The organism is Cupriavidus sp. UBA2010 (genome assembly GCF_002335265.1).
Lineage (GTDB): Bacteria > Pseudomonadota > Gammaproteobacteria > Burkholderiales > Burkholderiaceae > Cupriavidus > Cupriavidus metallidurans.
Genome location: NZ_DDCI01000012.1, coordinates 147,182 through 169,555, shown reverse-complemented (window position 1 = coordinate 169,555; position 22,374 = coordinate 147,182). Strand labels below are relative to the sequence as shown.

At 61.6% G+C, this 22,374-nt stretch carries 35 protein-coding genes and 1 tRNA gene; 18 read left to right on the top strand and 18 right to left on the bottom strand.

Annotated features, from left to right (window positions below; genetic code table 11):
- Positions 1-2: 2 nt before the first annotated feature.
- From B2246_RS08165 to B2246_RS08095, 15 genes are all read right to left on the bottom strand, one after another.
- Complete coding sequence (locus tag B2246_RS08165) at positions 3-344, bottom strand: hypothetical protein (RefSeq protein WP_286882105.1); 342 nt, start codon at positions 342-344, stop codon at positions 3-5.
- Positions 344-706, bottom strand: coding sequence for a hypothetical protein (locus B2246_RS08160; protein WP_286882106.1), 363 nt, complete (start codon positions 704-706; stop codon positions 344-346). The genes B2246_RS08165 and B2246_RS08160 overlap by 1 nt, the downstream gene beginning before the upstream one ends.
- Positions 703-2,370 (bottom strand): portal protein, encoded by a 1,668-nt coding sequence (locus B2246_RS08155; RefSeq protein WP_286882107.1) that lies wholly within the window; start codon positions 2,368-2,370, stop codon positions 703-705. The genes B2246_RS08160 and B2246_RS08155 overlap by 4 nt, the downstream gene beginning before the upstream one ends.
- A gap of 13 nt (positions 2,371-2,383) precedes the next feature.
- On the bottom strand, positions 2,384-2,686 hold the full coding sequence (locus B2246_RS08150; protein ID WP_286882108.1) for a hypothetical protein: 303 nt from the start codon (positions 2,684-2,686) through the stop codon (positions 2,384-2,386).
- A 216-nt stretch (positions 2,687-2,902) separates the two neighbouring features.
- Entirely contained in the window at positions 2,903-4,414 is a 1,512-nt protein-coding gene (locus B2246_RS08145) for a terminase (protein ID WP_286882109.1), read from the bottom strand.
- Positions 4,407-4,877, bottom strand: coding sequence for a hypothetical protein (locus B2246_RS08140; RefSeq protein ID WP_286882110.1), 471 nt, complete (start codon positions 4,875-4,877; stop codon positions 4,407-4,409). The genes B2246_RS08145 and B2246_RS08140 overlap by 8 nt, the downstream gene beginning before the upstream one ends.
- Positions 4,878-5,133: 256 nt before the next feature.
- On the bottom strand, positions 5,134-5,382 hold the full coding sequence (locus tag B2246_RS08135) for a hypothetical protein (protein WP_286882111.1): 249 nt from the start codon (positions 5,380-5,382) through the stop codon (positions 5,134-5,136).
- Positions 5,379-5,582 carry a hypothetical protein gene (locus B2246_RS08130; protein WP_286882112.1) on the bottom strand — a complete coding sequence of 68 codons (204 nt, stop codon included), beginning with the start codon at positions 5,580-5,582 and terminating at the stop codon, positions 5,379-5,381. The genes B2246_RS08135 and B2246_RS08130 overlap by 4 nt, the downstream gene beginning before the upstream one ends.
- A gap of 54 nt (positions 5,583-5,636) precedes the next feature.
- Positions 5,637-5,840, bottom strand: coding sequence for a hypothetical protein (locus B2246_RS08125; RefSeq protein ID WP_286882113.1), 204 nt, complete (start codon positions 5,838-5,840; stop codon positions 5,637-5,639).
- 2 nt (positions 5,841-5,842) lie between these two features.
- The gene (locus B2246_RS08120; RefSeq protein WP_286882114.1) at positions 5,843-6,115 is read right to left on the bottom strand and encodes an HNH endonuclease signature motif containing protein; all 273 of its coding nucleotides are present in this window, start codon (positions 6,113-6,115) and stop codon (positions 5,843-5,845) included.
- Complete coding sequence (locus B2246_RS08115) at positions 6,112-6,792, bottom strand: hypothetical protein (protein WP_286882115.1); 681 nt, start codon at positions 6,790-6,792, stop codon at positions 6,112-6,114. Before B2246_RS08115 ends, B2246_RS08120 begins: the two co-directional genes overlap by 4 nt.
- Positions 6,792-7,310 (bottom strand): hypothetical protein, encoded by a 519-nt coding sequence (locus B2246_RS08110; protein WP_286882116.1) that lies wholly within the window; start codon positions 7,308-7,310, stop codon positions 6,792-6,794. The genes B2246_RS08115 and B2246_RS08110 overlap by 1 nt, the downstream gene beginning before the upstream one ends.
- Entirely contained in the window at positions 7,307-8,260 is a 954-nt protein-coding gene (locus B2246_RS08105) for a hypothetical protein (RefSeq protein WP_286882117.1), read from the bottom strand. The genes B2246_RS08110 and B2246_RS08105 overlap by 4 nt, the downstream gene beginning before the upstream one ends.
- A gap of 13 nt (positions 8,261-8,273) precedes the next feature.
- Positions 8,274-8,594, bottom strand: a complete 321-nt coding sequence (locus B2246_RS08100) for a hypothetical protein (RefSeq protein WP_286882118.1) — start codon at positions 8,592-8,594, stop codon at positions 8,274-8,276.
- 154 nt (positions 8,595-8,748) lie between these two features.
- Complete coding sequence (locus B2246_RS08095; protein ID WP_286882119.1) at positions 8,749-8,946, bottom strand: hypothetical protein; 198 nt, start codon at positions 8,944-8,946, stop codon at positions 8,749-8,751.
- Positions 8,947-9,037: 91 nt separating this feature from the next.
- On the opposite strand from B2246_RS08095, the gene B2246_RS08090 reads away from it, so the two are divergent.
- The 18 genes from B2246_RS08090 to B2246_RS08005 all read left to right on the top strand — a co-directional run bounded on the left by B2246_RS08090 (position 9,038) and on the right by B2246_RS08005 (position 19,245).
- Positions 9,038-9,601: a helix-turn-helix domain-containing protein gene (locus B2246_RS08090; protein ID WP_286882122.1), complete on the top strand. Its 564-nt coding sequence runs from the start codon at positions 9,038-9,040 to the stop codon at positions 9,599-9,601.
- 212 nt (positions 9,602-9,813) lie between these two features.
- Positions 9,814-9,996 (top strand): hypothetical protein, encoded by a 183-nt coding sequence (locus tag B2246_RS08085; protein WP_286882123.1) that lies wholly within the window; start codon positions 9,814-9,816, stop codon positions 9,994-9,996.
- Between the two features lie 143 nt (positions 9,997-10,139).
- A complete protein-coding gene (locus B2246_RS08080; protein ID WP_286882124.1) occupies positions 10,140-10,481 on the top strand; it encodes a hypothetical protein in 342 nt (113 codons plus the stop codon).
- A gap of 1 nt (position 10,482) precedes the next feature.
- On the top strand, positions 10,483-10,710 hold the full coding sequence (locus B2246_RS08075; RefSeq protein ID WP_286882125.1) for a hypothetical protein: 228 nt from the start codon (positions 10,483-10,485) through the stop codon (positions 10,708-10,710).
- Positions 10,707-10,832, top strand: a complete 126-nt coding sequence (locus B2246_RS08070) for a hypothetical protein (protein ID WP_286882126.1) — start codon at positions 10,707-10,709, stop codon at positions 10,830-10,832. Before B2246_RS08075 ends, B2246_RS08070 begins: the two co-directional genes overlap by 4 nt.
- Positions 10,829-10,963: a hypothetical protein gene (locus tag B2246_RS08065; protein ID WP_286882127.1), complete on the top strand. Its 135-nt coding sequence runs from the start codon at positions 10,829-10,831 to the stop codon at positions 10,961-10,963. The genes B2246_RS08070 and B2246_RS08065 overlap by 4 nt, the downstream gene beginning before the upstream one ends.
- Complete coding sequence (locus B2246_RS08060) at positions 10,960-11,217, top strand: hypothetical protein (protein WP_286882128.1); 258 nt, start codon at positions 10,960-10,962, stop codon at positions 11,215-11,217. Before B2246_RS08065 ends, B2246_RS08060 begins: the two co-directional genes overlap by 4 nt.
- Positions 11,214-12,446 (top strand): hypothetical protein, encoded by a 1,233-nt coding sequence (locus B2246_RS08055; RefSeq protein ID WP_286882129.1) that lies wholly within the window; start codon positions 11,214-11,216, stop codon positions 12,444-12,446. Before B2246_RS08060 ends, B2246_RS08055 begins: the two co-directional genes overlap by 4 nt.
- A 45-nt stretch (positions 12,447-12,491) precedes the next feature.
- Positions 12,492-13,283: a recombinase RecT gene (locus B2246_RS08050; protein ID WP_286882131.1), complete on the top strand. Its 792-nt coding sequence runs from the start codon at positions 12,492-12,494 to the stop codon at positions 13,281-13,283.
- A complete protein-coding gene (locus B2246_RS08045) occupies positions 13,276-13,893 on the top strand; it encodes a lambda exonuclease family protein (RefSeq protein WP_286882132.1) in 618 nt (205 codons plus the stop codon). The genes B2246_RS08050 and B2246_RS08045 overlap by 8 nt, the downstream gene beginning before the upstream one ends.
- Before the next feature lie 18 nt (positions 13,894-13,911).
- Positions 13,912-14,466: a hypothetical protein gene (locus B2246_RS08040; RefSeq protein ID WP_286882133.1), complete on the top strand. Its 555-nt coding sequence runs from the start codon at positions 13,912-13,914 to the stop codon at positions 14,464-14,466.
- Between the two features lie 108 nt (positions 14,467-14,574).
- Positions 14,575-14,748, top strand: a complete 174-nt coding sequence (locus tag B2246_RS08035) for a hypothetical protein (RefSeq protein WP_286882134.1) — start codon at positions 14,575-14,577, stop codon at positions 14,746-14,748.
- Entirely contained in the window at positions 14,748-15,149 is a 402-nt protein-coding gene (locus B2246_RS08030) for a hypothetical protein (RefSeq protein ID WP_286882135.1), read from the top strand. The genes B2246_RS08035 and B2246_RS08030 overlap by 1 nt, the downstream gene beginning before the upstream one ends.
- Positions 15,146-16,519 carry a hypothetical protein gene (locus B2246_RS08025; protein WP_286882136.1) on the top strand — a complete coding sequence of 458 codons (1,374 nt, stop codon included), beginning with the start codon at positions 15,146-15,148 and terminating at the stop codon, positions 16,517-16,519. Before B2246_RS08030 ends, B2246_RS08025 begins: the two co-directional genes overlap by 4 nt.
- 311 nt (positions 16,520-16,830) lie before the next feature.
- Positions 16,831-17,304 (top strand): hypothetical protein, encoded by a 474-nt coding sequence (locus B2246_RS08020; RefSeq protein WP_286882138.1) that lies wholly within the window; start codon positions 16,831-16,833, stop codon positions 17,302-17,304.
- The gene (locus B2246_RS08015) at positions 17,291-17,587 is read left to right on the top strand and encodes a hypothetical protein (RefSeq protein ID WP_286882139.1); all 297 of its coding nucleotides are present in this window, start codon (positions 17,291-17,293) and stop codon (positions 17,585-17,587) included. Before B2246_RS08020 ends, B2246_RS08015 begins: the two co-directional genes overlap by 14 nt.
- 264 nt (positions 17,588-17,851) lie before the next feature.
- Complete coding sequence (locus B2246_RS08010) at positions 17,852-18,145, top strand: DUF4224 domain-containing protein (RefSeq protein WP_286882140.1); 294 nt, start codon at positions 17,852-17,854, stop codon at positions 18,143-18,145.
- A 2-nt stretch (positions 18,146-18,147) separates the two neighbouring features.
- Positions 18,148-19,245 carry a tyrosine-type recombinase/integrase gene (locus B2246_RS08005; protein WP_286882141.1) on the top strand — a complete coding sequence of 366 codons (1,098 nt, stop codon included), beginning with the start codon at positions 18,148-18,150 and terminating at the stop codon, positions 19,243-19,245.
- A gap of 108 nt (positions 19,246-19,353) precedes the next feature.
- On the opposite strand, the gene B2246_RS08000 is transcribed toward B2246_RS08005, so the two are convergent.
- The 3 genes from B2246_RS08000 to dusA form a co-directional block, all read right to left on the bottom strand.
- Positions 19,354-19,429: transfer RNA gene (locus tag B2246_RS08000), tRNA-His, on the bottom strand.
- 114 nt (positions 19,430-19,543) lie between these two features.
- A complete protein-coding gene (locus tag B2246_RS07995) occupies positions 19,544-19,804 on the bottom strand; it encodes a hypothetical protein (RefSeq protein WP_008650643.1) in 261 nt (86 codons plus the stop codon).
- A gap of 924 nt (positions 19,805-20,728) precedes the next feature.
- Positions 20,729-21,784, bottom strand: a complete 1,056-nt coding sequence (gene dusA / locus B2246_RS07990) for a tRNA dihydrouridine(20/20a) synthase DusA (RefSeq protein WP_080709711.1) — start codon at positions 21,782-21,784, stop codon at positions 20,729-20,731.
- Positions 21,785-22,374 lie beyond the last annotated feature (590 nt).

The following is a 22,374-nucleotide window of genomic DNA, read 5'->3' as shown; positions in this document are numbered from 1 at the left end:
GGTCAGTCGTCCCGCGACTTCAGCTTCGGATACATCGTCTGCGCCGGCGTCTTGTGCTTCAGGGCCGTGCGCGAGATCACCGATTCCTTGCCCTCGCCCGGGTTGTCCTTGATGCCGGCCGTCTTCTTCGAGCCCTTGGCATCCTCGCGCGCGGTCTTGCCCATGCTGCCCTTGCTGACGTCCTTGTCGGTCGGGCCGCCACCCTTGGTGCCGAGCCACGGATCGGACGTGTCGCGCGTCTGCGCGGGCTCGCCGTTCTTGCCGGACAGCGGCGCCGTGACCTTGGCGCTCGGCATGGCTGGTCCCTTCGGGCCTGCGGGTTTCGGGTTCGGTAGCGTTGCCATCACAGCCTCCGGGTCGTGCCCAGTTGTGGATCGATTTCGAGCGGCGACTTGTCCGGGCTGATGACGATCAGCCGGTTGCCGGGGAGCATGGCGAGTTCAGTGCCTGGGCCGCCATATCCCTTGGGCAGCGGGCAGACACGGCGCGCGCCACGAATGGCCACGCCCATGGTCTGGGTCGGGTGGTTGTAGACGAGCTGCGCATCAGGCGGCGGCCCCATCTTCACGTCCTTGGCGCGATCCTCGGCAAGCTGCTCGGCGGCCTCCTGCTCCTGGCGCATCTCGAACAGGCGCCGGTCGCGCGCATCGGCATCGGGACGGATCAGCTTGCGCAGGTCCTTCAGGTCGAAAATCTTCTCGCTCATGCTGCCACCATGCGTTGCAGGGCGTTCTGGCCACCGCCCACGTCGGTCTTGGAAAGCGTCTCGGCACCCTGCGCAGCGGCCATGCTGTTCTGCAGCGCCAGTTGCTGCTGCTCTTGCGCGTTGCGCTGGGCGCGGATCTGTCGCACCTTCTCGATCGACACCACGGACTTGGGCGAGACGCCCAGCAGGTCAGCGTAGTCGTCGATGATCTGGTCGAAGTCGAGGTTGTCGAGCACTTCCGGCTTGGCTGCGGCCATGTTGCCGGCCACCGCGATCAGGCGTTCAATGCCAGCCGTGCTGGCTGCCTTCTGCGCCTGGGCGAGCATCGAGATGTACTCGACCTTGATGTTCTGGCCGGCCAGTTCCTGCGGCACAGGGGGAAACAACCCGCCATGCAGCATCACGTCGAAAGCCGTATTGATGGCTGGGTCCAGCGCCTCGTTTTCGAAGCGCTCCAGCACGGGCCCGAGCTGGATCAGCTTTTCCTCGCGGCGGGCATCCACTTCCGTGGCCGTGCGCACCGTGTCGAGCTGACTGATCATCATGAAGAGATCGTTGAAGAACGTCGCCTTGATCCGCGCCTGAACTTCCTTGATGTCCTCGACCAGCCCGGAAAAGTCCGGCGCCACGGTGTAGGCCGGCTTGAAGCCGATGCCACCATTGCCAGCCACGTAGGTCACACCACCAGGCAGCATCGAGGCCGGCTCGTTCTTGAGCGACACATCGGCCAGCATCGGGGGATTCACGTGCTTGTCGATGGCTTGCGCCTTGCGCTTCTGCTCGACCTGTAGGGACTTGATATCGCCCAGCGCATCCATGCCCGGCGAGCGGCCGTAGGCGTCGTTGCCGACGATGTCCCAGCGCGGCGCGATGAAGGGCTTGGTGCGGAATCCCCGGGTACGCAGCACCAGATTCTGGCCGGTGCCCATCTCCCAGTACACCTCGCGCCACGGCATGCCGTCGGCACCCGGCGCGCCCGGCACCATGTCGTTGTTCTTCTCGATCAGGTGGCCGACGCGGATCTCGCGGGTCAGCGCGGCGCCGCCCGTCCTGATGCCAGCCTTGACCGTCTCGCTGCAATTCTCTAGGCCGAACTGCTCAGCCACTTGCTTGACCGTCAGCACGAACTCGCGGCCCATCGTGCTCACGTCCTGGCGATCATCGTTCTGCAGGAAGTACTCGCCGGCGCAGGTGTTGAAGCACCGGATCACGTCGTCGTAGTCCTGGTACATGATCATGACGCCCGTACCGAAGGCGCCCAGATCGCCGTACAGCGTGGCCAGCGACGTGTAGAAATTGGACTCAGCGAACACCGTGGCCAGCCGCTTCTGGCACTCGCCCAGCCACAGCTTCACGGCCGGCATCTCGTTCAGGTCGCTGTTGTCCGTGGCGAGCTTGAACCACGGGCGGCCGGGCGAGGTGATGCCGGACATCATGCCGGCAGCCAGCACGCGCAGCGCGATGGTGCCGGTGTTGTCGATGATGCGCTGGTTGATCGGCGAGCCGCGGTTGCCTTGGTTCGGCGTGATCAGCCACTTGTAGCGGCGCGGGATGACGTAGTCCGCGATCTCGCGCCAGTGCGTCCACCACGACATGCGGTCGTTACGCATGCCCAGCAGTAGCTGGTCGCAGTGTTCGCGGAGCTTGAAGAGATCGCGGGCCATGGATCAGTCCCTGTCAGGCGGCCGGTGCAGCGGGCTCGGTCGACGAAGGCGCGGCATCGGCTACCGGTGCAGCGGGCGCAACCACAGGGGTAGGCGCGGCCACTGGCTCAACAGCTGCCGCTGGGGCTACAACAGCAGCCGGCTCAAGCTTGGCTGTCAGCGCATCAAGGCGCTCATGCAGGGCAGCTACCTCGGCCACGATGGATGCCTTGAAGGCTTCTTCTGCCTCGCGGACAGCAGCCTCCGGATCGGCCAAGTTGATGGCGTTGTGCAGGGCATCCTTGATGGCCTGGAATCGTTCGTGCAGCGTCGTCATGCGTTAGCTCCCAAGTAGGGTTTTGGTGCCGGTGCTAGCCGGCGTGGAAAGACCGGTTGGGCTGGTCCCGATGGTTGCGGACGGCCCGACAGCGGACTGCGCGCGTGTGGTTGCCGTGTCAGCCGCCTTGATTCCAGCAGGAGACTGCACCTGCGGGATCGGTGGCGGCACGCTGACGGCCGGCACGGATGGTGCGGAACCTCCCATTTCGTTCTCCTAGGCGTTCTCGAAGGGGTTGTATTCGTGCTCTACCTGGGGCCTCGTGAAGGCTGCAGCGCGGCCCGCATTGGCGTTCGGTTGCACGGGGTAGGCGAAGGTCAGAGCCAGCGCGTCGGCGATGTCAGGCGACGACAGCCCGCGCTTCTTCATGTCCTTCTTGCTCTCAAGCTGGATGGCATCGCGCCCATCGCGCAGCACGTAGCCGTACTCGCGGTCCTGAAGCTGGGAATGCAGGTCGACATCGCCGTCGGGGATCGCTCCACCGGTCTTGAGCCAGTCGCGCATCACGCCCCACATCTCCGCGCCCTTGTTGGCGTACACCGTGGCTTCCTGGCCTGGGTTCGCGCGGTCAGGGCTGGAACCGTTGTCGACGCCGGTCACCGGCACACGCAACTGGCGCAGCCGATCCACCACACCACTGCCCACGCCCGTCTGGTCGACGAAGATGGCATCGGCGCGGTAGAACTCGTACTGCTCGGCTACGCGCGCCGCCACCTGCATCGTGTCGAGACCGCGCAGCTTGATCGGCTCATGAGTGCGCCCGTCCCTGCCCTTGCGGATGTAGATCACGGTCTCGTCGTCACCGAAGCGGGCAACGTCGACACCGATCACCAGCGCGTCGTAGACACCAGCGTGAGCTTCGCGCGCCTTCGCCGCCTCGACGAGGTCGGAGCCGATGAACTGCGTAGAGCCAGCGCGAGGGAATACGCCACGAACGCGCACACGCACAAAGTCAGAGTCTTCGCCATAGTCAGCCACCCACTGTGCAAGCTGCTCCTTGTTGGTCATCCGCGCGGTGCGGCTATCGATCTGGCGGGTGATCCAGCGATGCTTGAAGCGGCCGAAGCATTCACGGAAGCGGCCAGAGTTCCGCGTCGGGTTGCCGAACACGGCCCAGATGATCTGCGTGTCCTTGTCGGTCAGCGCACCCTCTGCCACTTCCCAGATGATGTTCGGAATGGCTGAGCCCTCATCGAACACCAGTAGCACGCGCTTGCCCTGGTTATGCAGACCGGCGAACGCCTCGGTATTGCGCTCGGACCAGGGCACCATGTCGATGCGCCACGTCTTCTCGTGCTTCGCATCGCGGGCATACAGCGCCGTGGCCGTGAACTCGAACCAGTGCGAGCAGATGCAGCGGCGGTACCACTTGGCGAGTTCCGCCCACGTCTTGGTGCGTAGCTGAGCATCGGTGTTGGCAGTCACCACGCCGCGGGTGTCTTCGAAGGTGGCAATCGCCCACAAGATCAGCCACGACACCAGCGCGGACTTGCCGATACCGTGGCCTGATGCCACAGCGATCTGAATGGCCTGGCTTACGTCGATCTCGCCAGCGCGAAGCCGGTTGCCGATCTCGGTGAGGGTGTCCACTTGCCAGGTGTCCGGGCCTTCGTGGTCGGCGAGTTCGCCCGAGCCCCACGGGAAGGCGAACATTACGAAGCGCAGCGGATCATTGCTGCAACGGGCGATTTCCTCGACGAGCTGCTCTTCGGTGCTCAGCTCAGCCATTGCCATTCACACGCTTGCGCGCGGCCTCGAGGGCGCTGGCCAGTTCGATGGTGCCGCTATGCTCGATTCCGACCTTCTCGCCGAAGTCGACGCGGTTCATGCGAGCCATCACCCACTTGCGGTCATCGGACTGCAGCTTCGAGCGCCCCACGTTGTCGGTCTCGATGACCGAGACAGAGCCATCCTCGTGCCTGATCTCGCGTCTTAGGATGTGAGGCGTGTCGGCAATCTCGATGATCTCTTCCATGTAGAAGTAGGTCCGTGCCTTGCACGCATCGAGGTACAGCTTGCGCAGGTTATCGTCGGCCGCAATCCAGCGGTTGACCTGGCGGCGGTCTGGCATGTCATCGCCCTGGCAGATCTCGCGCAGGCTCTCGCCACCGGCGATGCGCTCACAGATGAGAGCCATGGTCGCAGCACGATCCCACTCGCGCGGTGCTTGTGCGGCTGGCTTGCGACCCATGACGATCTCCAAAGTTAGGTTGCCGGTCTTTCCCGGCCGTCACATCCCGCTCGTTCGCGCCACGGCGCATGGGGCCAATCCGATCCAAGCCTGTTACAGCCAGCTACCGAACCCCCTGCCTTCTCCACGGAATGGGTGGCTTCCGCTCTGTCGCTGTGTGCCAAAGAAAAAGGCCCACCGAAGTGGACCTGTCCAAATGCCTTTCCCGAGGCACACTCGTTTCCCACGCGAATCCTATGAGGGTGCAACTTTTGGTTCAAGAAGGTGATGTAACGCGCCAGCGATAGCGGAAATGGTCACCCACGTCCTGAACCTCTACGGACTTGCTCTCGACAAGCTGAACGAGCAGTCTGTGCAACGCGATGCGCACGGTCTTGTACAACGCGCTCTTGCGGGAGACCTCTGCCAAAGCGTTCGGGCACACTTCATGAACCAGGTCGCGCATCTGGAACTGCCGCTCAGGCTGCGCACTCATGAGGTCAATGATCTCGGCGGCGTATTTCATGCTCCCCTCCACGACTGCTGCTGTCGGCGGAGCATCTGCATGTGCCGTGGCGAGAGGCACACATACTCCGTCCCGTTGATGATCGTCAGAGCCTCATCCGATTCGCACGTCGCCTGAATGCGATGCGAGTCGTACTGCACGCCCGCGCCGAATGCGGCAAGGACGAACGCGAGGACCAGGATTGTGTCGATGGTTTTCATAATCCCCTCAACCAGAAGTGCCAGGCCAGCAGCGGCCAGAAGAATAGAGGCATGTCAGTTCTCCGCGTGATGCGCCTTAGCGCCTGCGTTCTTCCACTGGTGCTGCGCCGGCGTGCTCTCGCCATCCTGGTCGACGTAGCCCACAGGCTCAGCAGGATCGTCCTCGCCTAGCGTTCCACCGCGCGCGATTGCCCATCCAGCGATGCTCAAGAACAAGGCGCCGAGCAATACGCACAGAATGATCAGACCATGGTTCATGACTACCTCCCACATTCCTTGAGTTCCCACTTGTCTTTCGCCTTGCCATCGGCGACGGTCTGCCACTGCATATTGCTGGGCACATCAGCGCCACCGCAGGCCAGCGCCTTGACGTGGTCGATCACGTAGCCTGGGCAGTGCGGCACAGGCTGGCCAGTACTGGGGCACGGATGCTCGCGCGCGAACTCGCGCTTGGCGGATTGGGAGCGCTGGAGGCGGGCGTCGGCGGTGCCAACGCACAGCAGCGCGGCGAGGATCAGGATTAGTGGCTTCATGCTTCCTCCTTCACCGCGTAGCTCAGGATCGCCAGCGCGTCCGCATGGTTGTCGTCGACGACCCTCATGCCACGGCGCTCGGCCTCGGCCATCATGTCTTCCTTGGTGGCGTTGCCGAAGCCAGTCCAGTGCTTCTTGATCGTGCCCACCCCTACCCCGACCAGCCGCACGTTGTTCGTCGCGCACCAGGCTTCGAGGATGGCGAGATAGCCGAAATACACGCGCGCCGACAGTTTGCTGACGTGGCGCTTCACGTCCTCGTAGTACACAACCTGGATGCCGCCCATCTCGCGGGCGACTTCGCTGAGCCACTGGCGCATGAGTTGCCAGCGCAGCCCGTTATGGTCAAGCCGACCAGGGCGAAAGCTGTCCATGCCGCTACGCTGCTTGCCGTTGCGAGTGGCATAGGCCCAGCCGCATTTCGTGGCGAGGTCCAGCGCGAGCACGTTCAAGTTCAACGCGCGCGCGGGCGCAGGCGTAGTTGCGGCAGGCTCATCGGGCACGACACACGGATTCGCGCAGTTTGCGTAATCGTGGCAACACTGGTTCTCGGGCTTGTCCTGACCAAGGATTGACGCAATCAGCTTCTGCTCTTCGCGCTTGCGCTGGCTTGGGAATGGCCACGCAACTTGCGCGCGTTCCTTGGCTTCGATCTCGGCGAACAAATCGGCGCTCATCACGCAAACTCCGGCAGCAGCGACGCGGCGGTCTGGGGCCCGGTGGCCTGCGCGCGCGTCTCGGGTTGTTGGGCCTGCGGAATTCCGTTCACGCACTCGCGGAAGATCGCGGAGCGCAGGCGGTTCGCCCACAGTGGGAGGTGTTCGGACTCGTTGACGATGGTGTTGCGCTCGACCATTTCGCCGGTATGGCGGTCCTTGTACGGGTGCGCCAGCGTGACCTTCATCGGTGCCAAATCTGGCCTGCCGATCTTGGCCATGTAGACCGTCGCGGCATGCGCCCAACCCTTGAACGGGTCAGCGTGCATCGCCCGGTGCGCGGTTTTCACGAGCTGCAGTCGGAGGTTCAGGCGTGCCGTGACCTCCTGCCACTGCGTGACATCGGCGAAGGCGTGGCAGTCGCACACCCAGTCGTTGCCGAGCTTGATGCCGGCCCACATCGGGCAGCCCCAGGCCGAGCACCGGCCGGGCTTGTGTTCACGGTCGGGGGCGTTCGGTGGCGTGCGGTCGAGCGTCATGCGGCGACTCCGTCGAGTTGCTTGCGTTTGGCCTGGATGCGTTCGATGAGCGCTTCGCGGCTACAGCCGTGGCTGCTGGCGTTGACGCGTTGCGCCTCGGCCATCAGCTCGTCGTTCGTCATCGAGGTGAGCGACTTCGGGCGCTGCTTGGGCGGGTTGCGGACCTTGGCCAGCAGCGAGAGCACGAACCCGGCGTTGATCGGCCCGGCGTCTCCGGTGGCGTCACGGTCAGCCACGGCGAGGTCGTAGGCCTGGCGCAGCTCTGCATCGGTCGGGTTCATGGCCGCGAGTTCCTGCACCTTGGCGTCGTTGCCGAGGATGCCCCGCGGAACCTTGCCCCGGGCTCGCTCCCAGGCGATCAGCTTCGATGAGACGGCGGCGCCCGGCGAAGGCGTGATGCGCTCGCCATCACCGTCTGAAGCACCACTGCCGCCGATGGGGGAATCAGAGAATCCGGAATCAGGAATCCGGAATCCGGAATCAGCACGGCTAGCCCCCCCTTCCACAGGGGGTGAGCCTTGGGATTGCCCGGGGCTTTCCTCAGGCTTGTCTGGGGCTTCACAAGCTTCCAATGAATTCAAAGCCCCAGGCTTATCCGAGTTGGTAACCGGGTCGAGCCCTAGGCTTTGTGGAGATGGAATGACGCTCTCCGCTTCCCGATGGTGTGGATTCTGGTGCTTGGAGAACTGAAGGATCTGGATGTACTTCTTCCCTGAGGCCTCATAGACGAGGATGAAGCCTCGGGCTTCGAGCTCTTGAAGAAGAGGCTCGGCATCCTGGCTGTCGAAACGCAGAAGTTCGCCCTTGATCTTCTTGGGGCGGTATTCGAGCCGGCCCTCACGGTCGGCCATCATCCACAGCCCAGGGAAAATGAAGCGCGCCCAGATCGAGCACTCGGCCAGATCCTCGTTCGCGTAGAAGCCCGGTTTAATGTTGCGTGCGCGTGCCATTACTACCTGTCCCCTATGCTGCGGATTTCAGCGCCCTCAACTGTTCCTCAAGCTCCCGGATCTTGGCGTCCTTCGAGAGCTCGACCAGTTCGCAGCCAGTCATGAGCGCGTCGAATTGCGCCGGGGCCCGGTTGCCGCAGATGTTCATCAGCTCGATCCGCTTCGTGTCGGGGAACCATGCCTTGCCCTGCATGATTCGGCTGAAGTGGCCCTTGTCGATGTTCAGTTGCTCGCGGATGAAGTCGTGTGTGTGGCCGGAAAGCTGGATGCAGAGACGAATGGCATCCAGACCGTGGCGACACCGCTTTACCAGGTCGTCAGGCGCGTTTTGCATCTGTCGTACCTCCCCAAAGAAAGGCATTTCTCGCTGCATAAGACCCTCGGCTTGCGAATGGTTGCCAGTGGTTGCCGTTGGTTGACTATCCCTACTGGCCACAAAAAAACGATGCTTCAGGCATCGCGTTAGGCCACCCGAAGGTGGCGGCGTATCAGGCAGCAGGCGCAGCGGATGGCTCTTCCAGGCCCTTGAAGGCGTCCGGATAGGCAAGCCTCAGGAACTGCAGTCGAGCTTTGGGGATGCCGTTCTCGCGCCATTCATGCACGGAGGGAGGCTTGATCTCGCAGATCTTCGCGACGGCGGAAGTGCCGCCGAGTCGGTCGATCACGATGTTTGCAAGTTGGTCCATGGCGTACCTCTGTCTGTGTCGCCTCTATTTTAGGTCGGCCTAAGCAGAAATTGCAAGGTACGGCTAAAACGAACTGCGTTAGCCTCGCCTAATGGAAACCTGGAACAACCGCCTCCTGAAGGCGCTCGAGGAAAGCACCTTCAACAAGAACAGCCTGGCCGAGCGGGTCGGGGTGTCTGCGCCCACTGTTTCGGCATGGGTAGGCGCTGCTGGCATCAATCCGGCCAAGACAATCGCCGGCGACAACCTCCTGAAGGTCTGCAGGGCACTGAATATCCGGCCGGAATGGCTGATGTTCAGGGAGGGCCCGATGCGCGCAAGCAGCGTTGACCCTGAACTTGCCGCGGCGATCGACCTCATCGCGACACTTCCCGGAAAAGCCAGGGAACTGATCCTGGTGCAAATTAAGGGATATGCAGATCTGACTTCACAAAAAGTAAACGAAGAGGCTGCTGAAAAAGGTGGCACCATAGGTCACCCCCAACAGAGGGGCGACACGCGGCAGTCGACCGCGGACCAAACGGGGGTCATCAAGACTGGCGAGAAGCTGCTCGACTTTGACGAAGCAGCCGCTACCGTCAGGCGTTTAGCGGGGGTCGAAGGTGCCGCAGAAAGCCCAGGCAAAAGACAAAAGAAAGGTAGTAAGTCTGGATGACTACCGGAAGGAAAAGCAGGTGGTGATCCCGACCATCGAGATCCGACTGCTTCCGAGTGGCGGAATTGGATACAGCGCCTCAGGCCTGCAACAAGGCGACACATTCCGTGCGTTGCTGGGTTGCTACGCCCTGACTGGGGAATTGTTACAAAAGCTCAGAGACGATCTGAAATGCGGTACGAACGATCGCAGTACAGAGTAGGAGGTTGAGCGTGGAATTCGCTTTCGCAGCAGCCTGGATACTGATCGGCGCCGCCCTCGCCGCGGTCTATCAACTCGGGTTCAGGGATGGCCAAGGCGCTCACCCGCAGCCAGCCGGCAGCGCCCTTGCAACCGTCTTGATCTGGCCGGTCGTCGTTGCCGGCGCCATCTGGCACTTGATCAAGAAGCGCTAGACCCTCCACCGATCTACGTAGAGCCCGCCACCGCGCGGGCTTTTTTACGCCCTTATACTTAGCTGCGCCTAAAATAATTCTTGACCGTTGGTTTAGGGCGTCCTAAGATAACTCCATCAGCAGCACACACGATGGAGCCCGAAATGCAAGCCACTCCCTGCGCCAACAGCCAGTACCTCGACGCCTACATGCGCGATCTCGACCGCGCCGAGCAGCGCGCCAACTGGGTCGATCTCGAGGCCGCGGTCAAGTACGCGGAGATGCAGCCGCTGCCCTACCGCGACCTGGACGAAGCCGTGTCCGAGGTGATGGCCGACAAGGCCAAGTGCGGCGAGATCCTGAAGGCGTTCGCTGGCACCGATGACGCTGCCCTGGGCGCCGCGATGCGCGCTGCGGTCAAAGCGTACTGGCTCGACTACTGCACGCAGCGGGCCGAGGAAGACTACGACGACGGCGCGGCCGAACCCGACTACGGGAGGTATTGAGATGACGACCGATCAAGCCGTGGCGCGTCAGGCCACTCATGAAAACCTGTTCAGTTGCTGCGTGCGCCCGGAGACGGCCCAGAAGCTCGAGGACGTTCTCTCGCGCATCGATCGGATCTTCGAGCTTTCGGAGTTCGAGCGCGGCGCTCTGAAGTGGGATGCGTTCGCCGCACTGTGCCAACTGCAGGCCGATCAGAAGGTATTCAAGGAATTCGGGAGGGTGCTGTGATCGACCTCGACGACCCCCTCATCCGCAAGGCGCGCAATAACCGCCGCCTGTTCCTCGCCACCGTCGCCGGCATCCTGTTCGTGGGCGTGGTGGTGCTGGCCGACATCGTGAGGAAGCTATGAACCGCGAAGCATTCGAGCAGTGGATCGAAGACAACCCGCGACTGGCCGAAGCCGCATTCACCCTGTTTTTTCTGTTCGCCATGGGCCTCGCCGGCTGGGTGGATGCACCGCTGATTGGAGTCACGCAATGACCAGCTTCACAGACAAGCCGCTAGACCGCCATTTCACGGTCGAAGTTCGCGGCACATCCTTCGACGTGGTTCTGCCGGACGGGCGCCGCTGTGATGGCCTGTGCTGGGACGAAATGCTTGGCCAGGTCGCGCGACTGACGCATCCGAAGCTGGTATCGGAAACCGGCTATGCGATGCGGACGCCGGAGCAATGGGACACCCACTGGGAAAACATGTGTAACAAAGCAAATCAATTTCTGGAGATCAAGGAATGAGCAAGTCCACCGAACTGACCCTACCGCAACGCGCTGCCGTGGCACTGGGCTCCGCCGAGCACGAAGCCAACCTGAAGGCCCTGGCGGAGAAGCACGCCGACATCGTGGAGATTAAGAACACCGCTGGCCGCGAGCAGGCGCACGGCGCCATGATGACCCTGGCCAATGCGCGTGTTTCGATCACCAAGGCCGGCAAGGCGGCGCGTGACGATGCGAACGCATTTTCCAAGGCGGTGATCGCCGAAGAGAAGCGGCTGATCGAGATCATCGAGCCAGAGGAAACCCGCCTGCGCACGATGCGTGACGAGTGGGATGCCGAGCGCGAGCGGGAGAAGGAAGCCAAGGCTGCTGCAGAGCGCCAGCGCATTACTGTGCAGCAGGCGCGCATTGCACGCATCCGTGACGCCGTCACCTTCGCTGCAGGCCGTTCGCCGGCTCAGGTTCAGGAGGTGATCGCAGACATCGACGGTACCGCTGTCGACGCCACCTTCGAAGAGTTCCAAGGGCAGGCCCAACTCGCCAAGGACGAAACGCTCGACAAGCTGCGCGAGATTCACGCTGCTGCCATAGAACGCGAAGTAGAAGCCGCGCGCCTGAAGGCAGAACAGGAGGCCGAGGCCGCCCGCCTGGCAGCCGAACGCGAAGAGCTGGAACGGCTGCGGAAGGAAGCTGCCGAGCGGGAAGCCGCTGCCGCTGCAGCCCGTGCCGAGGAAGAACGCAAGGCCCGCGAAGAACGTGAGGCCGAAGAGTGCCGCCTTGCCACCGAGCGTGCCGCCCAGGAAGCCACCCTGCGCGCCGAGCGCGAGGCCCACGAACGCCAGATGGCAGCGGAGCGCGCCGAAGCCGACCGCATTGCCCGCGAGCGTCTGGCCGCCGAAGAAGCCCAGATGCGCGCCGAGCGTGCAGAGCAGGAACGACTGCTGGCCGCCGAGCGGGAACGCCAAGCTGCCGAAGCCAAGCGCATCGCCGACGAGCGCGCCGAACTCGAGCGCCAGCAGCGCGAAGCGGAAGAGCAGCGCCGCCGCGACGAAGCGGCACGCCAAGCCCAAGCCGATGCTGCCGACAAGCAGATCCGCGACGCCGCGTATCAGATGCTCGATGCCCTGCGCCAGTGGCGCTACGCCGAGCAGACCGGCGATGCCGAGGAACTGGAGAACGCTCGCCAGTCCCGCGATGAAGCTATCGACGCGGCCACCGTCGTCGATGCCGAATTCCAAGAAGCAGCCTGACCAACCCCATAACGCCCGGCCAAGTCTCGGGCATTGGAGATCACCGTGAACGAAATCACCACCACCTCCCACTTTGACCTGTCGCCCCGTTCCTTGGACGAGGCGATGAAGTTCGCCGAGGTCCTGTCGGATTCCTCGATTGTGCCCAAGGACTTCATGGGCAAGCCGGGCAACGTGCTGGTCGCTATCCAGTGGGGTATGGAACTCGGACTCAAGCCGATGCAGGCCATGCAAAACATCGCCGTGATCAATGGCCGCCCTGCTCTTTGGGGTGATGCTGTGATCGCCCTGGTGCGCGCATCTGCCCTGTGCGAGTACGTGCACGAGACGCTCTCGGAAGACGGCAAGACGGCCATCTGCCAGGTGAAGCGCCGCGGCGAAGCCGAGCAGGTGCGCACGTTCTCGATGGACGATGCCAAACAGGCCGGCTTGTCTGGCAAGCAAGGCCCGTGGTCGCAATATCCGAAGCGCATGTTGCAGATGCGTGCTCGCGCCTTCGCACTGCGTGACGTATTCCCGGACGTTCTGAAGGGCGTGCCTATCGCTGAAGAGATTGGCGACTACCCGGAAGAGAAGGACATCACCCCGCGCAATGCCACGCCGGCGCAGATCGCCCAGGCGGCGCTGCCCAAGCCGGCAGAGCGCGACGGCCGGCTGCTGAACATCATCGCGGACCTTGAGCTCGTGGCACAGGAAGGCGGCGCCGAATCGCTGGCTGAAGCCTGGGGCCGCATGACGAAGGAAGATCGCAAAGCCATCGGCCCGGACGAACTGGCGCGCCTGAAGTCGCTGACTGGTGAAGTCGAAACCGAAGCTCAGGAGCAACAAAATGGCTGAGCAACGTACTGAAGAATGGCGCGAGGCGCGCGCCGGCCGCATCACTGGTTCTCGCTTTGTCGACGTGATCGCTTTGACCAAAGCTGGAAAGCCCACATCCGAGCGCTCGAAACTGATGCGTCAACTCGCATTCGAGCGTATGGCGCAGATCCCTGTGCACGAGATCGGCGGCAAAGCGCTGAACTGGGGCACCGAGGTCGAGGGTCCGTGCGTGATGCTCTACGAACTGGTGACCGGCAACATCGTCAAGGAAAGCCCGTTCGTCGTGCACCCGCGCTACGACTTCATCGGCTCATCGCCTGATGGCCTGGTGGCCAGCGACGGCGGCATCGAAATCAAGTCTCCACACGACGAGGCCGTGCACATCAATACCTGGCTGACCGGTATGCCGGAAGAGCACATGCCGCAGGTACAGGGAAACATGCTCGTGACTGGCCGCGCCTGGTGGGACTTCATCAGCTACGACCCGCGCCAGTGCGAGCGCCTGCGCCTGTACGTGCAGCGCATTCCGCGCGATGACGAGTACATCTCCAAGCTCGCCGCTGCTCTGCTCCAGTTCGAAGCCGAGCTGCAGCAGATGATCGCCGAGTTGGAACGCAAGTCCGCATAACCTCCGGAGCCACCGACCATGTTCGAAATCCTCACCGCTCAACCCGTCAAGCTGACGAACTACAACCCGCGCGCCGAGAAGCACGGCAAGCAGGCCATGCCGGCCGCCGATCTGATGCTTGAGGCTGCAATGCCTGCCACCGCTCTCGACTCGCTGCAGCATGGCCTGCGCGAGGCGCTGTACAAGGAGGCCGAAGACCAGGCGGATCTGGTCGAGCCCGATCGCAATGCACTGACCGCGCGCCGCTTCCAGAAGATGCAGCCGTTCGCCTGGGGCTGGGAGGGCAAGGGGTACACGCTCGAGATCGATTACGGGCTAGGTGGCGACAGCAATATCCAACTCGACGACTGCACCGTGAAGGACGTGCGTATCTCCCCGCAGGAAGGCGGCACGGTGCTGTTCAAGTTCCGCGTCGTGGCACATCCGGATGAGCACGACGGCGGCATTCTGACCCACCGCATTCAGCAAGACATCACGATCACGCTGAAGGCACCGCCGCCGCAGACGGTCGGCGAGCTGTTTGGTGACGATCCGGAGCCGCAGCAAGAGCCGGTGACGGCTGAGGAAGACTAAGTTTCAACGGGGGAAATGCGGGGGCTGACCCGCTAAGACGAACTGTGGGCTAAGACGCCACGGATACCGAGATCAGCGCGGCTCCCCCTCCCGACATCGAGAACTGCCATGCGTGACATCGTCGAACGGCTCGAAGCGCACAACGAATACTGCGAGAGCGCGGAAGCCAAGCAACTCCACAAAGATGCGGCCGAAGAAATTCGCGCTCAGCGCCGCCAGATCGCTGAACTCGAGAACCTGGTGCGCCGTGCTCGCTCCGACAAGATGAGCCGGAGATCGTGATGAAGCATAAGACCTCGACGCGCATCAAGGTTATCGACGCTCTGCTGTCTGGCCGTGAGATCTGCGCCGGCCCGTTCTCCTGTGAGATCCGCTGCGCCGACACGACGGTCACGAAGATCCTGAAGGACCTCGGCAATGCACTGACCACGCGCGTATGCAAGACAGAGCCTGGAAAGCGCCGGCTGTACTACAGCATCACCGAGCATAACGCAGTGCTCCAGATGCGCAATCGCATCCGTCGCGGATCGTTGAGCCAGAACCTGCGCCCTGTTCCGCCGAAGGCTGCCTTCGATGCGCTGTTGCGCACCTGGGGCATCCGTCACCCGATGAATCACGATCTGCCCGGGCGCGTGCACCGGATCGAAATCGCAGAAGACCAACTATTCGAGGAAGCAGCATGACCACCACCAATGCGGCGAATAGCTCGCCAATCACCGCAGAATGTGCGGCGAATACGCCTAACGAATGGGCACCGAAACGAATCTGGCTGCAACGCGGCGTTGGCGAAGGCGGCTCGCATACATGGTGCGAAGACAGCCAAGAGCCTGAGCATGAGGAAGCCTCATACATCCGTGAGGACTTCGCCGGCACGCTGAGCGCCGACTACCTATCCGGCCATCAAGACGGCTTGGATTGGGCCGCGCTGGTGGTGGAATACACCGATCCGCGCACTGGCGATTGGATGTACGACGATCCCCACGATCTTGCGAAGGCGATCCGCAAGGGCCCGGACATGTCTGCCTACCAATCCGCCCCGAGCGCCCCGCAACAGGCGGGGGGTGGGCTGACGGTAGCGCTGCGCAATGAGCTTATTACGCAAATATGCGAGCACACAGATTCGTCGCGGACATGGGCCGAAAGTATCGTGAACAACGCGGTGCGCAAGACGCGTCTACTCGCCGCCCCTCGCCAGCCTGGGGAAATGGGCGCGGGGGTGAATGCCCGCAACGCAGGGCTGGAAGAAGCCGCGCGACTGATCGAGACGACGCGCGAAACCACGACTATCGAAGGCGGCGGCGAAACCAAGCGGCATTTGACGCTGCGTAAAAGCAGCGGCGATCTGACCGGCATGACATGGGTTGCCGGCATCCGAGCGCTGATGACCGCCCCGGCCGCATCGGCGCAGCAGGATGAGCGCGAGGCGGAATGGCTTACGTCGAAATGGTGCACGGTCTGCAAAGGTGCAACCTGCCTACCCGGAATGCACGGCCTGAGTGAAGCTGTAAAGCAGCATGTGATTGCCGAATTCTTGCAGTGCACCGGGCAATACGTCACGAACAATGCAAGCCGCGAAGCAGCCATCGCTGATGCGATTTCCAAACTGCCCGCGCGAACATTTGAACAAGCCTGGGCAGAGAAAGAGCGGCAGGGCTATAAGTACGGAAATGATGCGCTTGAATGTGTCCGCATGGGCTGGGATATGGCGTGCGCATCGAAACCACATGCCGCCCAGCAGGTGCAGGCCGATGCGGGGGCGGTGGCGATGCCGGTGGCGTTCTGGAATCCAGCGGTCGATCACGACAGTGCCGCATTCAGTTACGGCCAAGGTGGCGGCTATGACGTTCCGCTCTATGCCCAACCTGCGGGAGAGAGCGACAAGAGGGAGCGTTTCGAACGGTTCGAGCGCATCAAACGGTTGGCGCTGGACGCTGGCGGACAAGGCGCATTACCTGTGCCGGCGTCACTCTCCAAGATCGTGCGTGAATGTCTGGATGGTATCGCCGCCATGTCCCGCGAGCAGTCGGGAGAGAAGGGAGGCGAGCGTGGTTGACATTCCCGACCAAGAGCAGGAGCTAGCCGACCGCTTCTATGCGAAGCATGGGCCTTGCTGCGCCGGTTGTGATTGGTGGCATCGGGTCAATACGCTGGTTGGCCAATGCCACAAGAGCGCGCCAGTGTCAGGCGCAGAGAGGTACGCCATGCTCGGTATGCGAGTGAATCGCCCACTCGAAGCCGGGCATGTGCTGACGACACGAGAGCACCACTGCGGCGACTTCAAAGACGAATTCGATTGGGCCAGTCTGTCGCCCTGGTATCTGCGGAAGATCGGAATGGAGCGCGCCGCCGCCACAGGAGAGAGCAATGGCTGAGAAGCTGGATTTGGATGCGCTGGAACGTATCGCCGACGAAGAACGGTGGCGCGGGAATCGTACGGATGGAAATCATTTCAACGTGCGCGTGGACTATCACAACGCCACCCGACCGTCGACTATCTATGCCCTGATCGCTCGCATCCGCGCCCTCGAAAGCGCCAGCCAGCCTGGCAGCGGGGAGGCTTGGCAGCCGATCGAGACGGCGCCGAAAGATGGCACGGAGATTCTGCTATGCCGCGATGAACGAGTTACGTCCGGCGCATGGGGCGAGTGGGAAGAGACTACCAGCGAGTATCACTCGACAACGGGTGAATACCTCGGCAAAAGCGTCCAAGACTGCGGCGCAAGTTGGTGGAGTTGGGATGGTGGATTTACGCAAGAAGCACCGCCCACGCACTGGATGCCTATGCCTGCCGCCCCGTCTGCGGGGAATGGCGAGGCGAAGGGGGATGGCAATGTTTGAGAAGCTGAAAGCGCTGACGAATGTCGGCCTGACCATCCAGCACAACGACCACGCGCTGATCTATCAGCCCATTGTGGATTGGCTGATCGACCACTGCGGCCCGGATGGCTGCTATGACGTGACGCCCGATGATCGGGACGAAATCCTACGCACGGGCGAATGCTGGACGCTCCAGTGGTATCCAAACACGCCTGTCGGCTTCAACGCCGTGGCCGCCGCGACGCTGGAACGTTGCGTCGAGCTTGCCACGGAGGGCGAGGCGAAGGGCGGGAGGGAATCGTGATCGATCCCGAGAACCGCTATTGCTGCCATCAATGTTGGAAGCAATACGTCAACGAGAACAGAAGTGCGTGGCCATTTCTTGATCGGATGATTCTGTGTCCGACCTGCGGCAACAAGCGATGCCCGAAGGCAGGCGATCACAACCTGGCTTGCACCGGCAGCAACGAGCCCGGCCAGCCTGGATCGGCTTATCCGACCGCCTAACTTTACAGCCGCTTATGCGGCGCGAGTATTTCGACCGAATTATTCAAAACCAATAATTGCAGTGGAACAAGCAGCAGAACGAATCATCGCCGTGATAACGGCACTATGGGAAATGGAGAGCGAGATGGGAGTGTTCCTGACCGCAGATGAACTGGCAGATGTGATCGGATGCGCCAGCAATAGCTATGCCTGTATGCGCCGGCACTTGGCACGCAATGGTGTACCGTTCATTCCCAACCTGCGCGGATTCCCCCAGGTTGACCGATCCTACTTCGAGGCGCGTATGCGCGGCATGGCGCAGGCTGTTGCCTCCGATACCGCCGCCGAGGTCGAACCCGACTTCTCTGCAATCTGATCATGATCGGACGACGCAAGCGGCCCGATGGCCTGCCCTTCCGCCTTTACGCGCGCTACGGCGATCGCACCACCAGCTTCGGCTACAAGCTCGCCGACGGGAAGTGGGCATTCCGGCTGTCGGCGCCAACGCGCGATGCCGAAGCCGTGGCGGCTATCAAGGACGATGCGATCCGGCGCGCCAACGAACTGAATGGGAACGTGGTCCGATCCGGTACCACTGAGGCACTGTTCGAAAGCTACTTCGACTGGCAGGAATCGCTGCCTAAGGATAGCGAGTTGCGAAAGGCACAAGGCACTTTGGATGAGAACAGGAACGAGGCGAAGCGACTCGTCGGCGTGTTCGGCAAGGTGCGACCTGCTGCCATCAAGCCGGTGCACATCTATCGGTACCTGGCTGATCGGGCCAAGAAGGGTGCGCCGGCCAAGGCCAACAAAGAAATCGCCCTGCTCTCCGCGGTGCTCGAGTACGGGCGGCGCCAGGGTGATCTGGAAGAGAACCCGTGCCGCGGCATCAAGTACAACCCGACGAAGCCAAAGGACCGAGTCGTGACGGATGCCGAGATTGCGCTGATGCGTGACGTGGCGCGCCAGCGTGGCGGGAGCTACCAGATCATGGCGCTGTGTGCCTATACCGCCTTCCTGACAGTCAGCCGCCCAGACGAGATGCGAGGACTGCTGCGTCAGCGGATCCTGCCTGAAGGGTTGCAGGTGCCGATCGGAAAGCGGAAGGCAGGCCAGGCGCAGCGCTGGAAGCTGGTGCACTGGTCGCCCGAGCTGCGCGCGGTGATTGACGAGGCTATGGCCTTGCAGCGCACCGCCGGCATGTATGTCTTCGGGAACACTTCCGGGCAGCAGTACAGTCGCAGCGGGTGGACAACGATCTGGACACGCCTCATGACCTACTGCGAGGCAGAGGCTGCGAAGAAGGAAGTCGCATTCCGCCGCTTCGCCCTGGCAGATATGCGACCCAGCGCGGTCACTGATCGAATGGCTGGTGGAGATACCAAGATCATCGACGCCACGGGTCACACTGATGGCAAGATGGTCGCCAAGGTGTACGACCGTCGCCGCGAGCGCAAAGTGAAAGCGACGCGCTGAAATGCAAAATGCCCGCTCAGTCTGGCGGGCATCTTCCAATTTTGGAAACTCATCTTCCAAAAATCATCGCAAGTCAGTAACTGCAAACCTGCGAAGCATTGATTCTATTGGGGTGGCTGATGGGACTCGAACCCACGACGACAGGAATCACAATCCTGGACTCTACCAACTGAGCTACAGCCACCGTAGAGATTCTTCGCTGCCGGCACTGCCGTTCAACGAAGAACAAGACTATACATGGCTTTTGATTCTGTGGCTAGTATCACGCACAAAAAATTCGACAAGGCTTCCAGATGCTTTATCGACTTCCCTGCCACTTTGCCTCCAGCAGCACAGCTTCCTTGATGGCGGCGATCGTCTCTGCCTCGGTCGGATACAAGGCCAGCAGTCGCTTCGACTTGCCGTTAAGTACATCACTCTGTAGCGCCCTGCCTGATTCGGCCGAAATCCCCGCGTGCCAGCAGTAACGCGCCGTCCATTTCCCGTCCTGTAGTTGCTCAACTACCCATATCACCCGGCAGCCCTCGAAAACTTCGCCGAACGGCTCTTCTGATCCCATTCTGAACCTCCAGGATTCGCTTCCGGGCGCACTCACGGCACTTGCATGCGCAAATGCTTTGGGAGCGACCGGCCAACCCCTACTCTTCTATTCCTCCACTGAGACCACGCCAGACATCGTCGTGGTTCAGCCCGAGCGTCACTCTCATGACACCGGTCGGCATCCTAGCATGGTGGCAGCGCCTGCTCTTCAGTTCTATTACCCGAGAATCACCCCAACAACCGACAAGCACGCGCGTTGAATTTCTTGAGTTTGGATTGATTGCAATCCGCGCTGGCAATGTGAACTGCCTGCCCCACCAATGCAGGGTACAACCTGAAGGCGGTGCTGATAGATACTCTTTCGCGAGGGAAATTGACCCCCCTCGACATTCCCGTCAGGCGACTCTCGAACAAGCGTCGCCTGTTTTTTTGTCAGGCCAGGATAATTGGAATAATTCGTTGCCGGCCAATTATATTATTTCCACCCGACAGGCACGGAACTCTTTCACCACATGTGCGTCGAAGCGCTGTGTCCGAAAAGCATCCTCACAGGTATGGAGACAAAAAAAGAGCCCGCAGCGCGGACTCTCAATTTGCGATCTCAATGCCCTGAAGGCGCTTTCAATGTAGTCGCTGCATGTAGCACACACTATCCGGGCAAACCCAAGGGTCGAGATGTGACGAAACAGGCCCAACAAGAAAAAACAGCCCGCACAAGGCGGGCTGCAAAATCAGTTGAAGAAAGCCCTGTATTCGAGGGCAGGCACAGTTTAAGAACATGAGGCGCCACTGGCGAATTAGGGGAATCCCTTTGCCGGCGCGGGTTTCGGACGGTCCGACGGGCGCAAACGCCTCAGCAGCATACATTTGCGCCCGATCGCATGGCACGAGCGTTCGTTTTTAGAACCTTTCCTCGACATGCAGAAATCTGACTGACATCAAATTACGCCGCTTCCTGGAGGCCTGGACGAAGGTGTGAGCGCGCCTCCTCGAACAGGGCATCAACATCTGCACGGGAGCGCGCTGCGTTCATTCGACGGGCATCGGAAAGCACACGGCGCCAACCACGGCCACCATAGATTCCGCGATGGAGGCCAAGCATATGGCGCGTTGCAGCCCCCATATACCCGCCCTTCTCCACGAGATCGCCGATATATGCCTGCATCGCCAGTTCGGCCATTTCGCGCGTCACGTTAGGCTCAGTCCCGCCATAGAAACGCGCATCCATTTCCGACAGGAAATAGGGATCGTGATAAGCCTGACGCCCGATCATTACGCCGTCGACGTGCCTCAGGTGCTCGTCTATTTCACCGTACGAAACAACGCCACCATTAATCAGGATCTCCAGATGTGGAAATTCCCGCTTTAGCTCATAGGCAACTTCATATCGCAGCGGTGGAATTTCGCGATTCTCCTTTGGGCTCAGCCCCTTCAGAATCGCATTGCGCGCGTGGACGATAAATATGTCACAGCCGGCCTCCGCAATGGTGCCGACAAAATCACGCACAAATCCGTAGTGTTCGATCGTATCAATGCCGATGCGGTGCTTGACCGTCACCGGCACCGACACGACATCGCGCATTGCCTTCACACAGTCGGCCACAAGCTGCGGTTCGGCCATCAGGCACGCACCAAACGCACCGCGTTGCACGCGCTCGGACGGACAACCGCAGTTCAGATTGATTTCCTTGTAGCCCCATTGCTCGCCCAGTTTTGCCGCCTGGGCAAGGTCCGCCGGCTCGCTACCGCCAAGCTGCAGCGCCACGGGTTGCTCCGCCGCACTGAAATCGAGATGCCGCGCGACATCGCCGTGCAGCAGCGCACCAGTCGTCACCATCTCCGTATAGAGCCAGGTGTATTGACTCAGGGCGCGGTGAAACGTCCGACAATGGCGATCAGTCCAGTCCATCATGGGCGCCACAGAAATTCTACGGGGCCTGATATTTCCTTGGATTCCGCCTCTGGAATCGGTTTGCGGGGTGCTGCTGGTCTGTTCCATTGCCTACTGATTCTGCCTGTTTCGTCCCATTTTCCGGGTAAAGCGCCACGATATAGCACCACTATTACTCGTGTAGCACCGGGGCCATGGGGACGATCATGCAACGCGTGCGAAAGGACGGAAGTATAGGGTACACCGCGCAGATTCGCCTGAAGCAAGGCGGCGGCGTGATGTTCACCGAGGCCAAGACGTTTGACCGGAAACAGGCGACCCCATGAGCACCGCCTTTACCCGCGCCTGCAAAATGCTCGAAATCGGCAACCTGCACTTCCATGACATGCGGAACGAGGCAGCATGTGCTCCCAGCACTTTCAGCCCAGGCCTATGGACCACCTGGCGCGACGTAAGCAGAATCAAAACGCCACTAGCGCGCTCAACCCCCGCTATCTGCATAGCGCCCCTCGTCGGGCGCTTTTTTCTGCGACATCGACGCGGCCCGGACTATGGCGTTTCGAGAAGTGCATACACCACGACACGTACGCACCGGAGAATCTGGGGCGCTCGATTGCATAGATGGACAGCAGGATAAGAACGACAGAATCCCTGGAACCTGCCGCGGACGAACAAACTCTGATTGAGCTCGCTCGCAT

Bases quoted from the DNA above. Each gene is read 5' to 3' on its own strand.
- B2246_RS08165 (WP_286882105.1), bottom strand. From the start codon at position 344: ATGGCAACGCTACCGAACCCGAAACCCGCAGGCCCGAAGGGACCAGCC.
- B2246_RS08160 (WP_286882106.1), bottom strand. From the start codon at position 706: ATGAGCGAGAAGATTTTCGACCTGAAGGACCTGCGCAAGCTGATCCGT.
- B2246_RS08155 (WP_286882107.1), bottom strand. From the start codon at position 2,370: ATGGCCCGCGATCTCTTCAAGCTCCGCGAACACTGCGACCAGCTACTG.
- B2246_RS08150 (WP_286882108.1), bottom strand. From the start codon at position 2,686: ATGACGACGCTGCACGAACGATTCCAGGCCATCAAGGATGCCCTGCAC.
- B2246_RS08145 (WP_286882109.1), bottom strand. From the start codon at position 4,414: ATGGCTGAGCTGAGCACCGAAGAGCAGCTCGTCGAGGAAATCGCCCGT.
- B2246_RS08140 (WP_286882110.1), bottom strand. From the start codon at position 4,877: ATGGGTCGCAAGCCAGCCGCACAAGCACCGCGCGAGTGGGATCGTGCT.
- B2246_RS08135 (WP_286882111.1), bottom strand. From the start codon at position 5,382: ATGAAATACGCCGCCGAGATCATTGACCTCATGAGTGCGCAGCCTGAG.
- B2246_RS08130 (WP_286882112.1), bottom strand. From the start codon at position 5,582: ATGAAAACCATCGACACAATCCTGGTCCTCGCGTTCGTCCTTGCCGCA.
- B2246_RS08125 (WP_286882113.1), bottom strand. From the start codon at position 5,840: ATGAACCATGGTCTGATCATTCTGTGCGTATTGCTCGGCGCCTTGTTC.
- B2246_RS08120 (WP_286882114.1), bottom strand. From the start codon at position 6,115: ATGAAGCCACTAATCCTGATCCTCGCCGCGCTGCTGTGCGTTGGCACC.
- B2246_RS08115 (WP_286882115.1), bottom strand. From the start codon at position 6,792: ATGAGCGCCGATTTGTTCGCCGAGATCGAAGCCAAGGAACGCGCGCAA.
- B2246_RS08110 (WP_286882116.1), bottom strand. From the start codon at position 7,310: ATGACGCTCGACCGCACGCCACCGAACGCCCCCGACCGTGAACACAAG.
- B2246_RS08105 (WP_286882117.1), bottom strand. From the start codon at position 8,260: ATGGCACGCGCACGCAACATTAAACCGGGCTTCTACGCGAACGAGGAT.
- B2246_RS08100 (WP_286882118.1), bottom strand. From the start codon at position 8,594: ATGCAAAACGCGCCTGACGACCTGGTAAAGCGGTGTCGCCACGGTCTG.
- B2246_RS08095 (WP_286882119.1), bottom strand. From the start codon at position 8,946: ATGGACCAACTTGCAAACATCGTGATCGACCGACTCGGCGGCACTTCC.
- B2246_RS08090 (WP_286882122.1), top strand. From the start codon at position 9,038: ATGGAAACCTGGAACAACCGCCTCCTGAAGGCGCTCGAGGAAAGCACC.
- B2246_RS08080 (WP_286882124.1), top strand. From the start codon at position 10,140: ATGCAAGCCACTCCCTGCGCCAACAGCCAGTACCTCGACGCCTACATG.
- B2246_RS08075 (WP_286882125.1), top strand. From the start codon at position 10,483: ATGACGACCGATCAAGCCGTGGCGCGTCAGGCCACTCATGAAAACCTG.
- B2246_RS08065 (WP_286882127.1), top strand. From the start codon at position 10,829: ATGAACCGCGAAGCATTCGAGCAGTGGATCGAAGACAACCCGCGACTG.
- B2246_RS08060 (WP_286882128.1), top strand. From the start codon at position 10,960: ATGACCAGCTTCACAGACAAGCCGCTAGACCGCCATTTCACGGTCGAA.
- B2246_RS08055 (WP_286882129.1), top strand. From the start codon at position 11,214: ATGAGCAAGTCCACCGAACTGACCCTACCGCAACGCGCTGCCGTGGCA.
- B2246_RS08045 (WP_286882132.1), top strand. From the start codon at position 13,276: ATGGCTGAGCAACGTACTGAAGAATGGCGCGAGGCGCGCGCCGGCCGC.
- B2246_RS08040 (WP_286882133.1), top strand. From the start codon at position 13,912: ATGTTCGAAATCCTCACCGCTCAACCCGTCAAGCTGACGAACTACAAC.
- B2246_RS08035 (WP_286882134.1), top strand. From the start codon at position 14,575: ATGCGTGACATCGTCGAACGGCTCGAAGCGCACAACGAATACTGCGAG.
- B2246_RS08030 (WP_286882135.1), top strand. From the start codon at position 14,748: ATGAAGCATAAGACCTCGACGCGCATCAAGGTTATCGACGCTCTGCTG.
- B2246_RS08025 (WP_286882136.1), top strand. From the start codon at position 15,146: ATGACCACCACCAATGCGGCGAATAGCTCGCCAATCACCGCAGAATGT.
- B2246_RS08020 (WP_286882138.1), top strand. From the start codon at position 16,831: ATGGCTGAGAAGCTGGATTTGGATGCGCTGGAACGTATCGCCGACGAA.
- B2246_RS08015 (WP_286882139.1), top strand. From the start codon at position 17,291: ATGGCAATGTTTGAGAAGCTGAAAGCGCTGACGAATGTCGGCCTGACC.
- B2246_RS08005 (WP_286882141.1), top strand. From the start codon at position 18,148: ATGATCGGACGACGCAAGCGGCCCGATGGCCTGCCCTTCCGCCTTTAC.
- B2246_RS07995 (WP_008650643.1), bottom strand. From the start codon at position 19,804: ATGGGATCAGAAGAGCCGTTCGGCGAAGTTTTCGAGGGCTGCCGGGTG.
- dusA (WP_080709711.1), bottom strand. From the start codon at position 21,784: ATGGAACAGACCAGCAGCACCCCGCAAACCGATTCCAGAGGCGGAATC.